A 12,487-nucleotide genomic window follows, 5' to 3' on the forward strand; every position below is an offset into this window, starting at 1 on the left:
TAATATGTTTATTTATTTATTCGCAATGATTAATTGTAGATCTTTATCACAAATATGACATTTAGTGGTGTTGTGAATATGCAGCTCAGATCACATAATTGCTGTTGCTTTTTATTTATCTATAAATAACTTTTTGTTTTTAAAGGATTTATAAAAATACAGTTTACGCTGCATGGCTTTTCTCCCTCGATTGATTTCGCTTTGCCGCACGAGTATTTTATTTTTAACGCTAACTCGTACCCTAAAAATAAAATAAGGAAAATGTATGCGGCTAATTGATTACTTTCCAGGGTCATCTATCTCAATAAAAAATTCAGCAAGGAACTGGCAGGAGGCAATAGATTTTTCTATGTCATCCTTGCTGGCTAACCATTATGTTAATTCAGATTATGTTCAGGCCATTAAGGATTCAACAATCAGCAATGGTCCTTATTATATTTTGGCTCCTGGCGTTGCGATGCCGCACGCTCGACCAGAATGTGGTGCGTTAAAAACCGGGATGTCATTAACGCTTCTCAAACAGGAAGTAAAGTTTGCCGATGATGACGACGGTATAAAATTATTAATCGGGTTATCGGCAGCGAATGCCGATTCACACATTGGCGCTATCCAGGCCTTAAGCGAATTATTGTGTGAAGAGGAAGCATTAACCGCTTTATTAACGGCTAAATCAGAAAAACAACTGGCGGATATTATCGCCCACGCATAATTCACAGCATCCTTTCAGGACATTATTATGGAAAACAAGTCTGCTCGTGCCAAAGTCCAGGCTTTTGGTGGGTTTTTGACTGCGATGGTCATTCCCAACATCGGCGCTTTTATTGCCTGGGGTTTTATAACTGCATTGTTTATTCCTACCGGTTGGATGCCGAACGAGCATTTCGCCAAAATTGTCGGTCCGATGATTACCTATTTACTACCCGTCATGATTGGCTCCACAGGGGGACATTTGGTGGGAGGGAAACGTGGCGCAGTAATGGGTGGGATTGGTTCTATCGGCGTGATTGTGGGCGCGGATATTCCGATGTTCCTTGGCGCTATGGTGATGGGGCCGCTTGGCGGCTGGGTGATTAAGCATATCGATCGTCTGCTGGAAAAACGCATTCCTGCAGGTTTCGAGATGGTTATCAATAACTTCTCCCTTGGTATTGCGGGAATGCTCTTATGCTTGCTGGGGTTTGAAGTCATTGGCCCGGCGGTTCTTGTGGCTAACAATTTTGTGAAGGAGTGTATTGAAGCTTTGGTTCATGCGGGGTATTTGCCGCTGCTATCCGTGATTAACGAGCCTGCGAAAATCCTCTTTCTGAACAATGCCATCGATCAGGGCGTGTATTATCCGCTCGGCATGCAACAAGCTTCAGAAACGGGAAAATCGATATTTTTCATGGTGGCCTCCAACCCAGGGCCGGGATTGGGTTTGCTACTTGGCTTTGCCATCTTTGGTAAAGGGATGAGTAAGAAATCTGCGCCAGGGGCCATGATTATCCACTTCCTGGGGGGTATTCATGAACTGTATTTCCCCTATGTTCTGATGAAACCCCTGACCTTGATTGCCATGATCGCTGGGGGAATGACCGGGACGTGGATATTCCATCTGCTGGACGGTGGGTTGGTTGCGGGACCTAGTCCAGGATCAATATTCGCTTACCTGGCATTAACGCCAAAAGGTTCTTTCCTCGCGACTATTGCTGGCGTCACAGCGGGAACGATTGTCACCTTTGTTATCACTTCTTTAATCCTGAAAATGGAAAAGAATGTCGCAACAGAAAATGAAGATGACTTCGCTGAATCTGCCAGAACCGTCAAGGCAATGAAGCAGGAAGGTAAATTCTCTTATAAAAATATAAAGCGTGTCGCTTTTGTCTGTGATGCTGGAATGGGTTCCAGCGCTATGGGAGCCACCACATTCCGCAAGCGTCTGGAAAAAGCGGGATTGAATATTAATGTGGCGCATTATGCCATCGAAAACGTTCCACAAGATGCCGATATTATTGTCACCCATGCCAGTCTTGAAGGTCGTGTTAAACGCGTAAGTGAAAAACCATTAGTGCTGATTAAGAACTATATTGGTGACCCGCTACTGGATGATTTATTTAAACGCATCACTGCGAACTAACCTTCTTTTTTTGGAGTGAATATGAAAACGAAAGTCGCTGCCATATATGGCAAGCAGGATATTCGTATCCGTGAATTTGAACTTCCTGCAATTACAGATAATGAATTACTAGTAAGTGTAATCTCAGATAGCGTTTGTTTATCAACCTGGAAAGCGGCTGCTTTGGGTAGCGATCATAAACGTGTTCCGGATGACCTGGAAAATCATCCGGTTATTACCGGCCATGAGTGCGCAGGTATCATCATTGAGGTTGGGAAAAACCTGACGGAAAAATATAAAAAAGGCCAGCGTTTTGTTTTACAACCCGCGATGGGCTTGCCAAGCGGATATTCAGCGGGATACAGCTATGAATATTTTGGTGGCAATGCTACCTACATGATTATTCCTGAGGTGGCGATTAATCTGGGCTGCGTTTTACCGTACCACGGTTCTTATTTTGCCGCAGCATCCCTGGCGGAGCCGATGTGTTGCATCATTGGCGCTTATAACGCGAACTATCACACCACGCCTTACGTGTATGAGCATCGTATGGGGATTAAGCCGGGAGGCAGCATTGCGTTGCTGGCCTGCGCCGGGCCGATGGGGATTGGCGCTATAGATTATGCCATTAACGGCAATATTCAGCCGTCACGCGTGGTGGTCGTGGATATCGACGAAGCGCGACTGACGCAGGCTAAAAAACTGTTGCCGGTTGAGTTAGCGGCAGAAAAGGGGATTGAGCTTATCTATGTGAACACTACCGGCATGGATTCCCCCACAGCGATGTTGCGCGCGTTAACTGACGATGCAGGTTTTGATGATGTCTTTGTGTATGCGGCTGTGCCAGCGGTGATTGAAATGGCAGATGATCTCCTCGCGGAAGATGGTTGTCTGAACTTCTTTGCCGGCCCGACTGACAGCAACTTCAAAGTGCCGTTTAATTTTTATAACGTTCACTATAACAGCACTCACGTTGTCGGAACGTCCGGTGGTTCAACGGATGATATGAAAGAGGCTATTGCGCTCAGTGCAACCGGTCAACTACAGCCCTCGTTTATGGTAACGCATATTGGGGGGCTGGATGCCGTACCGGAGACGGTATTGAATTTGCCTGCGATCCCTGGAGGTAAGAAGCTGATTTATAACGGTGTGACGATGCCACTTACAGCCATAACGGATTTTGCTGAGAAGGGGAAAACGGACCCACTTTTCAAAGAGCTGGCAAGGCTGGTGGAAAAAACGCACGGTATCTGGAATGAAGAAGCGGAAAAATACCTGTTGGCGCAATTTGGCGTGGATATTGGGGAGGCGGCAATATGATGTCGTTGGCATGGCCGCTGTTTCGTATTACTGAGCAGGCCGCGCTGGCGGCCTGGCCGCAAACCGGGTGCGGTGATAAAAACAAGATTGATGGTCTGGCCGTGACGGCAATGCGGGAAGCATTGAACAGCGTTGCCATTCGTGGGCGAATCGTTATTGGCGAAGGAGAAATTGATCGCGCCCCGATGCTGTGGATTGGTGAGGAAGTGGGAAATGGCGCCGGACCAGAGGTGGATATTGCCGTCGATCCCATTGAAGGAACCCGAATGGTGGCGATGGGGCAAAGCAATGCGCTGGCGGTCATGGCGTTTGCCCCCCGCGGTAGTTTGTTACACGCTCCTGATATGTATATGAAAAAACTGGTTGTTAATCGGTTTGCAAAAGGGGCGATTAATCTGGCGCTGCCGTTGGCAGATAATCTGCGTAATGTGGCTGCGGCGTTGGGCAAACCGCTGGAACGACTGCGGATGGTGACGCTGGATAAACCGCGTCTTCAACTGGCGATTGCCGAGGCGACACGACTTGGCGTCAAGGTCTTTGCGCTGCCCGATGGTGATGTGGCCGCCAGCGTACTGGCCTGTATGCAAGAGAATCCCTATGATCTGATGTACACCATCGGCGGGGCACCTGAAGGCGTTATTTCAGCCTGCGCGGTTAAAGCGCTGGGGGGCGATATGCAGGCTGAGCTAATCGATTTCTGCGAAGCGAAAGGGGATAACGCCGATAATCGTCTGATTGCGACACAGGAACGTCAGCGCTGTGCCGAGATGGGCGTTGAGGTCAACCGTATCTATGCGCTCGACGAATTGGTAGGGGGAAATAAGATCCTTTTCAGCGCGACGGGGGTCACAGGCGGCGATCTTGTTAAAGGGATCCAACAGGTTGCGAATGGTGTGCGCACGCAAACTTTACTGATCGGCGGCGCGGATCGAACGTGTAATATAATAGACTCTCTGCATTCATGGTGATTTATCGAGAAACGAATGACGACGCTGACAGAAGACGATGTGCTTGAGCAACTGGATGCTCAAAATAATTTACTCTCGTTTATGACGACGGCACATAACATTTTGCTCCAGGGCATTAAGCGCTTTCTACCGTCGCTGTTCGTCAATAACGATGAAGAGATCGTGGAATATGCAGTGAAGCCGTTACTCGCCCAGAGTGGGCCGCTTGACGATATCGACGTTGCGTTACGTCTGATTTATGCGCTGGGTAAAATGGATAAGTGGCTTTATGCCGACATTACCCATTTTTCTCAGTTTTATCAGTATCTGAACGAGCAGGATAACATTCCCAGTTTTGCCGATGACATTACCTGGGATTTTGTCAGCAACGTGAACAGTATCACCCGCAACGCGACACTCTATGGTGCGCTGGAGTCGATGAAATTTGCCGACTTTGCTGCGTGGTCTGAAGTGCGCTTTAGCGCAATGGTCAAGACGGCAATGACGCTGGCAGTGACGGCGATTTTAAAGGAATTGACGCCGTGAAAATTGAACTAACGGTGAATGGGCTACAGGTTGAAGCACATTACCTTGATGATGAGATAAAGAACGTTCACAAACCCATATTACAGCAACTGGCCAAAATACATTCCACGAATCCGCAGCGACGAACGATTGTTTTTCTCAGCGCGCCGCCGGGAACGGGAAAATCGACGCTGACCACCTTCTGGGAATATCTTTCCCGTCAGGACCCCGGTCTGCCAGAGATCCAGACGCTGCCAATGGATGGCTTCCATCACTACAATAGCTGGCTGGACACCCATAATCTACGGGCATACAAAGGGGCGCCGGAAACCTTTGATGTGGAGAAGCTTGCACGGAATTTGCAGCAAATAAGAGACGGGGAAGGTGCCTGGCCGCAGTATGACCGGCAAAAGCACGACCCGGTCGAAGAATCCATACAAGTGACTGCACCGATTGTCATTGTGGAAGGAAACTGGTTATTGCGCGATGACCAAAGATGGCGGGCTTTAGCTGAATTTTGTGATTACTCGCTGTTTATTAGCGCCCCCGCCAATGCGCTTCGTACACGACTGGTAGGCCGTAAACTGGCTGGCGGACTATCGCAAGCTGACGCTGAAGCGTTTTATGAGCGTACCGACGGACCGAATGTTCGTCGGGTACTGGAGGGGAGCCGACCAGCCGACTTTATGCTGGAGATGACGGTCGATGGTGAATATCGGATTGCGTGAGATTTTTGTTGTGTAACCTTACCACTCGCGAGAAATGGCGCTGCGTAAACGCAGCGTCATGACTGATCGCCACAACGCTTGCGCCACGCGCACGGCACACCGCCAGCCAGTGCTCGAAAACACCCAGCCAGTGCGCATCAAAATCCCGGCTGGGCTCATCCAGCAGCAGAATCGCAGGTGCCAGGGCTTCCAGACTGGCGACGGCAACCATTCGGCGTTGCGCGGTATGCAGATCCAGTGGGTGTGCGTCGGCAACCTCTTCTAGCTGACATAATTGCAGTGCCGCCGCAGTGCGTTGCGCAACTTCTACTGCAGGAAGCTTTTGTAGCCGTAATCCAAAGGCCACTTCATCTCGTACCTTACTGTGGAAGATCTGATTTTCCGCCTCCTGAAACAGCACGCCGATCGCCCTGGCGCGCTCCCGGTTTTTCAGTTGCGCAATCGCACGGTTTTGCACCGTAACTGAGCCGGAAGAAGGGGAGAGCAGCCCGGCCATAATGCGCAGCAGTGTGGATTTACCGGCGCCATTATCGCCCGTCAGCGCCAGCCATTCACCTTCATGGAGTTCAAGTGAAATATTGCGCAAGCAGTCATCGGCGGCATTTGGCCAGCGCCAGGTTACCTGGTTTAGCGTTAACATAGTGGTGACAGCGCTCCGTCGCGCAGTTGCCACGCCTGCTGGCAGTGGCTGAGAAAAGGTGAATGATTGCGTTCGAAAAGCACCACTAAAGCATGCTGTTCCTGCGCCCATTGTTGCAGTCGCTCCAGCAGCATTGTCGTGGCCTGCGCGGTGAGGCGGCTGAATGCTTCATCCAGAATCAATATTTTCGGCTGCATGGCGAGCGCGCTGGCAATCACCACCCGCTGGGTTTCGCCGCCGGAAAGCGTGCCTGGATGACGATGACGCAGTGGCTGGCATTCCGTTAGCGTGAGCACCGCGTCAATGCGGCGCACAATTTCAGCCTCGGTAAGGCAAAGATTCTCGGGGCCAAACGCCACTTCCTCCTCAACGCTGAAAGTACAGCCGGAAAGCTGCAGGTAAGGTGATTGCTGCACCAACTGAATGGTGCTTGATTGCTCGACGAGCGACAGTTGCCCGATGGGGGTACCCAATAATGTTCCTGTGCCCTCAATTTCACCGGGCAGGAAATCGGGGTACCAGCCTGCCATCAGCTGCGCCAGCGTACTTTTCCCACTACCGTTATCGCCAAAAATGGCTACCATGCCAGGCTTTGCATAGTGGAAATCGAAACAGGCTGGCGGTCGCATAGCATGCGTTGGGTGATAGCGAAACTGTTCTAACGTAACCATATCCAGACTCCAGTCTCAATCACTATCAGAACCACCATGCCGTAGCGCGCCAGACGCTGTAAGGTGCTGTCCGGCGGCGCCCACAGCGTGGTACGAGTGCGATGCAGGCGAAATCCGCGCATATCCAGCGCTGCGCCGCGTACGGCCAAATCGTTGAGCGCATTATGGGTGAGCGGCACAATCAGTGCAGGCATGGCGCGTAAACGTTGATGCCAGGACTCATCCAGCGGTACACCGCGCGCCCGCTGGGCCTCATGAATAATCGCCAACTGGTGTTTGAGCTGCTCGACGACCAGCAGCGGGCCTGCAAACATATAGGCAATGCCAGGTGGTAAGCGTGAAGCAAACAGCGCGCGTATAAAGCGCGAAACCGGTACGTACTGCATCCACATCTGTGATGTCGACACAATGGCCAGGATCCGCGACCAGAGCGTGACGGCATCGGCCCAACGTTCTGGCGTGCGCGGTTGTCCGCTGAGCCATTCTGTAAGCCATCCGCCGTGAACCAGCCATAGCCCCAGACCTAAGGGAATCATCAGCCAGAGTACGTATTTTGCCCGTGGGCGCGTGGCCTTCATACACAACAGACCGATGAACGTCGCCGCGCTGTAAAGGCTGAGCGGCGCTCCGACTGGCAGCAGGAGCGTGGAGCAGGCGGCGAGCGCCCACAGGGTTAACGAGGTAAACGGATGCATTTAGCGCACAGCAGACATCGTGGGGAAGTGACGCGTGGTACGCAACGGAAGCTGGCGTAGCAGTACCCAGACGATGATCGCCGTGAGGATTTTATCGACCAGATTCGCGCCAATGACGGTGATGGCAACGGATTCCACCAGGTTCTGAACGACCGAGTACATCCAGGCGACAAAAAGATCGGCACCACTGCCGGTGACGCCGCCAAACAGGGTGGTACGAATCGGTACGGCCACGAGGGTGACGGCCAGTGTAATGATCACGCCGCTGACAACGACTTTGGGTAAGGTGCGAAACCATCCCGCCCGCGCCAGCCAACCGGCCACCAGCCCGATGACCATCGCCACAGGAGCAAAGGCGGCGGCGATGGGATCGGTCAATAATCCCCATAACAGGTTTGTGAGCAATCCGGTCAGCATTCCTACCACCGGACCTAGTAGCACTGCGCTGATTAAGGTGCCAATGGAGTCGAGAAAAATAGGTAATTTCAACATGCTGATAAGCTGTCCACCGACCATGTTGATGGCAATAGCAATGACAATCAGCACCAGAGACTGGCTGGAAAATTGGCGATGCGCCATAGAAGACCTCATTCAAATGAAACGTTAGCGGGATGAAATAACCAGTTCGTCATAACCGGAGATGGCGCAGGGTTGTCGGCTAAATGCCAGCGACGTTAGCTCGCCAATCACCAGTTCCAGCGTGGTGCGCACGGTACAGCCCGGCATCATGTGGCCGCCCAGCATCGCGCCATGCGGGTCGGCAACCGCCAGATGGAGATGCTCACCAGTGAGCTCCAGCGTGCCGTTCAGAGAGATGATTTCCCACGTGCCGGTGAGTAATGTGGTTTCCTCACGACCTGCGTAGCGCAGGGCAACGTTGGTTAGGCTTCCAGTGCAACCCGCTATCCAGGCTGCCTGCAACTGATGCTGTTGGACAAATGCGTGTAGCGCAGAAAAGAGTTCCTGACCGGGTAATAATCGCAGCGCCAAAAAGCGCGCGTCAGATGATTGGGGAGCGAATGTAGTCATAGTTGAGGGACTCCGAGACTCGGACGTAGCGCTGATAATATAGACGCGGGTTAGGGAGCTTTCTGATATAAATCAGGATTTGTGACATAGCAACGAAATAATCTTGCTACGGTTATTCGCAATTCTGGAATATGGAATAAATTTAGCGACGAAGGGCGTTAAAGTGTGATGCAAGTCAGATAACTGCGTTCTGTCGCTGGACAATCATTCCTTTTATTCCGCGTTTCGCTTATTCTAGCTGAAGCGTTTCAGTCGATTAAATGTTCGACAATTAACCAATTAGTCGCAGTTTGCGACAGGTAAGGTTTCCCTGAGCGATTTGCTGCATTACTCTGTCAGCCACATCGTTTCTGAGAAATCCTTGCAGGAGACCTATGACCGTACGCGTAGCGATTAATGGTTTCGGTCGCATCGGACGCAACGTGGTTCGTGCTTTGTATGAATCCGGGCGTCGGGCGGAAATCACCGTGGTGGCAATCAACGAACTGGCGGATGCTGCAGGCATGGCGCATTTGTTGAAATATGACACCAGCCATGGGCGTTTTGCCTGGGATGTTCGTCAGGAACGTGACCAACTCATCGTTGGTGATGACGCGATCCGCATTTTGCATGAGCGAACGCTCGACGCGCTGCCATGGCGTGAACTGGGTGTTGACGTTGTGCTGGATTGTACGGGCGTCTTCGGTAACCGCGAACACGGCGAGGCGCATATTGCCGCCGGTGCAAAAAAAGTGCTCTTTTCACATCCTGGTAGTCCCGACATCGACGCAACGGTTGTATTTGGCGTTAATCAGGATCAGCTGTGCGCTGAGCACCGAATTGTATCCAACGCCTCCTGCACCACGAATTGTATAATTCCCGTCATTAAATTGCTGGATGATGCTTACGGCATTGAGTCTGGTACCGTCACGACGATCCACTCTGCGATGCACGATCAGCAGGTGATTGATGCCTATCATCCTGACCTGCGTCGTACGCGAGCGGCCAGCCAGTCAATTATTCCGGTTGATACCAAACTGGCGGCGGGCATTACGCGAATTTTTCCGCAATTTAACGATCGTTTTGAAGCGATCGCGGTGCGTGTACCGACCATAAATGTGACGGCGATCGACTTAAGCGTGACGGTGAAAAAACCGGTAAAAGCCAGCGAAGTCAACCAGTTGCTGCAAAAAGCAGCACAAGGTGCATTTCATGGTATAGTTGACTATACGGAATTACCGTTGGTCTCTGTAGATTTTAACCATGACCCGCACAGCGCCATCGTTGATGGTACGCAAACGCGTGTGAGTGGTGCTCACCTGATCAAGACCCTGGTCTGGTGTGATAATGAATGGGGCTTTGCTAACCGTATGCTCGACACAACGTTAGCGATGGCTGCTATTGGTTTCAGGCTCGACGCTTGAGCGTCGACAAAACTTTAAGTATCAACGAGAGGATTCACCATGTCTGTAATTAAGATGACCGATCTGGATCTGGCTGGTAAACGCGTTTTTATCCGTGCCGACCTGAACGTACCAGTTAAAGAAGGGAAAGTAACCAGCGACGCGCGTATCCGTGCTTCCCTGCCGACCATCGAACTGGCCCTGAAGCAGGGTGCTAAAGTGATGGTAACTTCCCACCTGGGTCGTCCTACCGAAGGCGAGTACAACGAAGAATTCTCTCTGCTGCCGGTTGTTAACTACCTGAAAGACAAACTGTCTGCTCCGGTTCGCCTGGTAAAAGATTATCTGGACGGCGTTGAAGTCGCTGCCGGTGAGCTGGTGGTTCTGGAAAACGTTCGCTTCAACAAAGGCGAGAAGAAAGACGACGAAGCTCTGTCCAAAAAATATGCGGCGCTGTGCGACGTATTCGTGATGGACGCTTTCGGTACGGCTCACCGTGCACAGGCTTCTACCCACGGTATCGGTAAATTCGCTGATGTTGCTTGCGCAGGCCCGCTGCTGGCTGCTGAGCTGGACGCGCTGGGCAAAGCGCTGAAAGAACCGGCTCGTCCGATGGTGGCTATCGTTGGTGGCTCTAAAGTTTCTACCAAACTGACTGTTCTGGATTCCCTGTCTAAAATTGCTGACCAGCTGATCGTTGGCGGTGGTATCGCCAACACCTTCGTTGCCGCTCAAGGCCACAACGTCGGTAAATCCCTGTATGAAGCTGACCTGGTTGACGAAGCAAAACGTCTGCTGACTACTTGCGATATCCCGGTTCCGACCGATGTTCGCGTAGCGACTGAGTTCTCTGAAACTGCGCCGGCGACACTGAAATCCGTTAGCGATGTGAAAGAAGACGAGCAGATCCTGGATATCGGCGACGCTTCTGCACAGCAGCTGGCTGAAATCCTGAAGAATGCGAAAACCATTCTGTGGAACGGCCCGGTTGGCGTGTTCGAATTCCCGAACTTCCGTAAAGGTACTGAAATCGTTGCTAACGCTATCGCAGACAGCGAAGCGTTCTCCATCGCGGGCGGCGGCGATACCCTGGCAGCAATCGACCTGTTCGGCATTGCTGATAAAATCTCCTACATCTCCACTGGCGGCGGCGCATTCCTCGAATTCGTGGAAGGCAAAGTTCTGCCAGCAGTAGCGATGCTCGAAGAGCGCGCTAAAAAGTAAGCATTTAATGGGCAGGGAAACCTGCCCAATTATTAGCGCGCTTTAGAGCGCGCGCCCTTTCCAAGGCCGAAGATACAGGACTCGCAACATGTCTAAAATTTTTGATTTCGTAAAACCAGGCGTAATCACTGGTGATGACGTACAGAAAGTTTTCCAGGTAGCTAAAGAAAACAACTTTGCTCTGCCAGCTGTTAACTGCGTTGGTACCGACTCCATCAACGCCGTACTGGAAACCGCTGCAAAAGTTAAAGCGCCGGTAATCGTACAGTTCTCCAACGGTGGTGCTTCTTTCATCGCGGGTAAAGGCGTGAAGTCCGACGTGCCTCAGGGCGCTGCAATCCTGGGTGCTATCTCTGGCGCGCATCACGTTCACCAGATGGCAGAACACTACGGTGTTCCGGTTATCCTGCACACTGACCACTGCGCGAAGAAACTGCTGCCGTGGATCGACGGTCTGCTGGACGCGGGTGAAAAACACTTCGCAGCAACCGGCAAACCGCTGTTCTCTTCTCACATGATCGACCTGTCTGAAGAGTCTCTGGAAGAGAACATCGAAATCTGCTCCAAATACCTGGCGCGCATGTCCAAAATGGGCATGACTCTGGAAATCGAACTGGGTTGCACCGGTGGCGAAGAAGACGGTGTGGACAACAGCCACATGGACGCTTCTGCACTGTACACCCAGCCGGAAGACGTTGATTATGCATACACCGAGCTGAGCAAAATCAGCCCGCGTTTCACCATCGCCGCTTCCTTCGGCAACGTACACGGCGTTTACAAGCCGGGTAACGTGGTTCTGACCCCGACCATCCTGCGCGACTCTCAGGACTATGTTTCTAAGAAACATAACCTGCCGCACAACAGCCTGAACTTCGTCTTCCACGGCGGTTCCGGTTCTACTGCTCAGGAAATCAAAGACTCCGTAAGCTACGGCGTAGTGAAAATGAACATCGACACCGATACCCAATGGGCTACCTGGGAAGGTGTTCTGAACTACTACAAAGCAAACGAAGCTTACCTGCAGGGCCAGTTGGGTAACCCGAAAGGCGAAGATCAGCCGAACAAGAAATACTACGATCCGCGCGTATGGCTGCGTGCTGGTCAGGCAACCATGATCACCCGTCTGGAACAGGCTTTCAAAGAACTGAACGCGGTTGACGTTCTGTAATTTACGCCGTTCTACGTGACATGAGGCCCGCCAATGCGCAATACTGTTCACTTAAGCGGAGCA

Annotated in this window: 14 protein-coding genes; 9 read left to right on the top strand and 5 right to left on the bottom strand. The window is 51.5% G+C overall.

The window, feature by feature from the left end; genetic code table 11:
• Window positions 1-265 precede the first annotated feature (265 nt).
• From cmtB to FDX04_RS14145, 6 genes are read left to right on the top strand one after another with little or no spacing between them, the layout of a single operon-like run.
• Window positions 266-709, top strand: a complete 444-nt coding sequence (gene cmtB / locus FDX04_RS14120) for a PTS mannitol transporter subunit IIA (RefSeq protein ID WP_137371094.1) — start codon at window positions 266-268, stop codon at window positions 707-709.
• Between the two features lie 27 nt (window positions 710-736).
• On the top strand, window positions 737-2,116 hold the full coding sequence (locus tag FDX04_RS14125; protein WP_137360717.1) for a PTS mannitol transporter subunit IICB: 1,380 nt from the start codon (window positions 737-739) through the stop codon (window positions 2,114-2,116).
• Window positions 2,117-2,137: 21 nt separating this feature from the next.
• Window positions 2,138-3,415: a zinc-binding dehydrogenase gene (locus FDX04_RS14130; protein ID WP_137371095.1), complete on the top strand. Its 1,278-nt coding sequence runs from the start codon at window positions 2,138-2,140 to the stop codon at window positions 3,413-3,415.
• A complete protein-coding gene (gene glpX / locus FDX04_RS14135; RefSeq protein WP_137360716.1) occupies window positions 3,412-4,383 on the top strand; it encodes a class II fructose-bisphosphatase in 972 nt (323 codons plus the stop codon). Before FDX04_RS14130 ends, glpX begins: the two co-directional genes overlap by 4 nt.
• Before the next feature lie 15 nt (window positions 4,384-4,398).
• Window positions 4,399-4,908 (top strand): MltR family transcriptional regulator, encoded by a 510-nt coding sequence (locus FDX04_RS14140; RefSeq protein WP_038633553.1) that lies wholly within the window; start codon window positions 4,399-4,401, stop codon window positions 4,906-4,908.
• A complete protein-coding gene (locus FDX04_RS14145) occupies window positions 4,905-5,615 on the top strand; it encodes a nucleoside/nucleotide kinase family protein (protein ID WP_137371096.1) in 711 nt (236 codons plus the stop codon). Before FDX04_RS14140 ends, FDX04_RS14145 begins: the two co-directional genes overlap by 4 nt.
• Here the strand turns inward: FDX04_RS14145 and FDX04_RS14150 are convergent.
• The 5 genes from FDX04_RS14150 to FDX04_RS14170 are packed head-to-tail and all read right to left on the bottom strand — an operon-like array spanning window position 5,572 to window position 8,650.
• On the bottom strand, window positions 5,572-6,255 hold the full coding sequence (locus FDX04_RS14150; RefSeq protein WP_061382431.1) for an ABC transporter ATP-binding protein: 684 nt from the start codon (window positions 6,253-6,255) through the stop codon (window positions 5,572-5,574). The two genes, FDX04_RS14145 and FDX04_RS14150, sit on opposite strands and share 44 nt — an antisense overlap.
• Window positions 6,249-6,926 carry an ABC transporter ATP-binding protein gene (locus tag FDX04_RS14155; protein ID WP_137371097.1) on the bottom strand — a complete coding sequence of 226 codons (678 nt, stop codon included), beginning with the start codon at window positions 6,924-6,926 and terminating at the stop codon, window positions 6,249-6,251. The genes FDX04_RS14150 and FDX04_RS14155 overlap by 7 nt, the downstream gene beginning before the upstream one ends.
• Window positions 6,914-7,621: an energy-coupling factor transporter transmembrane component T gene (locus tag FDX04_RS14160; RefSeq protein WP_137371098.1), complete on the bottom strand. Its 708-nt coding sequence runs from the start codon at window positions 7,619-7,621 to the stop codon at window positions 6,914-6,916. Before FDX04_RS14160 ends, FDX04_RS14155 begins: the two co-directional genes overlap by 13 nt.
• A complete protein-coding gene (locus tag FDX04_RS14165; protein ID WP_137371099.1) occupies window positions 7,622-8,200 on the bottom strand; it encodes an ECF transporter S component in 579 nt (192 codons plus the stop codon). It lies immediately after the preceding gene.
• A gap of 24 nt (window positions 8,201-8,224) precedes the next feature.
• The gene (locus FDX04_RS14170; RefSeq protein ID WP_137371100.1) at window positions 8,225-8,650 is read right to left on the bottom strand and encodes a PPC domain-containing DNA-binding protein; all 426 of its coding nucleotides are present in this window, start codon (window positions 8,648-8,650) and stop codon (window positions 8,225-8,227) included.
• A 374-nt stretch (window positions 8,651-9,024) separates the two neighbouring features.
• Here FDX04_RS14170 and epd point away from each other — a divergent pair, with 374 nt between their 5' ends.
• The 3 genes from epd (at window position 9,025) to fbaA (ending at window position 12,424) form a co-directional block, all read left to right on the top strand.
• A complete protein-coding gene (gene epd / locus FDX04_RS14175; RefSeq protein ID WP_137371101.1) occupies window positions 9,025-10,053 on the top strand; it encodes an erythrose-4-phosphate dehydrogenase in 1,029 nt (342 codons plus the stop codon).
• Window positions 10,054-10,092: 39 nt separating this feature from the next.
• Window positions 10,093-11,256, top strand: coding sequence for a phosphoglycerate kinase (gene pgk, locus FDX04_RS14180; RefSeq protein WP_006686863.1), 1,164 nt, complete (start codon window positions 10,093-10,095; stop codon window positions 11,254-11,256).
• A gap of 88 nt (window positions 11,257-11,344) precedes the next feature.
• Window positions 11,345-12,424 (top strand): class II fructose-bisphosphate aldolase, encoded by a 1,080-nt coding sequence (gene fbaA / locus FDX04_RS14185; protein ID WP_003027029.1) that lies wholly within the window; start codon window positions 11,345-11,347, stop codon window positions 12,422-12,424.
• Window positions 12,425-12,487 lie beyond the last annotated feature (63 nt).

The organism is Citrobacter sp. wls615, assembly GCF_005281355.1.
GTDB classification, from domain to species: Bacteria; Pseudomonadota; Gammaproteobacteria; order Enterobacterales; family Enterobacteriaceae; genus Citrobacter; species Citrobacter werkmanii.

Bases quoted from the DNA above. Each gene is read 5' to 3' on its own strand.
- cmtB (WP_137371094.1), top strand. From the start codon at position 266: ATGCGGCTAATTGATTACTTTCCAGGGTCATCTATCTCAATAAAAAAT.
- FDX04_RS14125 (WP_137360717.1), top strand. From the start codon at position 737: ATGGAAAACAAGTCTGCTCGTGCCAAAGTCCAGGCTTTTGGTGGGTTT.
- FDX04_RS14130 (WP_137371095.1), top strand. From the start codon at position 2,138: ATGAAAACGAAAGTCGCTGCCATATATGGCAAGCAGGATATTCGTATC.
- glpX (WP_137360716.1), top strand. From the start codon at position 3,412: ATGATGTCGTTGGCATGGCCGCTGTTTCGTATTACTGAGCAGGCCGCG.
- FDX04_RS14140 (WP_038633553.1), top strand. From the start codon at position 4,399: ATGACGACGCTGACAGAAGACGATGTGCTTGAGCAACTGGATGCTCAA.
- FDX04_RS14150 (WP_061382431.1), bottom strand. From the start codon at position 6,255: ATGTTAACGCTAAACCAGGTAACCTGGCGCTGGCCAAATGCCGCCGAT.
- FDX04_RS14155 (WP_137371097.1), bottom strand. From the start codon at position 6,926: ATGGTTACGTTAGAACAGTTTCGCTATCACCCAACGCATGCTATGCGA.
- FDX04_RS14160 (WP_137371098.1), bottom strand. From the start codon at position 7,621: ATGCATCCGTTTACCTCGTTAACCCTGTGGGCGCTCGCCGCCTGCTCC.
- FDX04_RS14165 (WP_137371099.1), bottom strand. From the start codon at position 8,200: ATGGCGCATCGCCAATTTTCCAGCCAGTCTCTGGTGCTGATTGTCATT.
- FDX04_RS14170 (WP_137371100.1), bottom strand. From the start codon at position 8,650: ATGACTACATTCGCTCCCCAATCATCTGACGCGCGCTTTTTGGCGCTG.
- epd (WP_137371101.1), top strand. From the start codon at position 9,025: ATGACCGTACGCGTAGCGATTAATGGTTTCGGTCGCATCGGACGCAAC.
- pgk (WP_006686863.1), top strand. From the start codon at position 10,093: ATGTCTGTAATTAAGATGACCGATCTGGATCTGGCTGGTAAACGCGTT.
- fbaA (WP_003027029.1), top strand. From the start codon at position 11,345: ATGTCTAAAATTTTTGATTTCGTAAAACCAGGCGTAATCACTGGTGAT.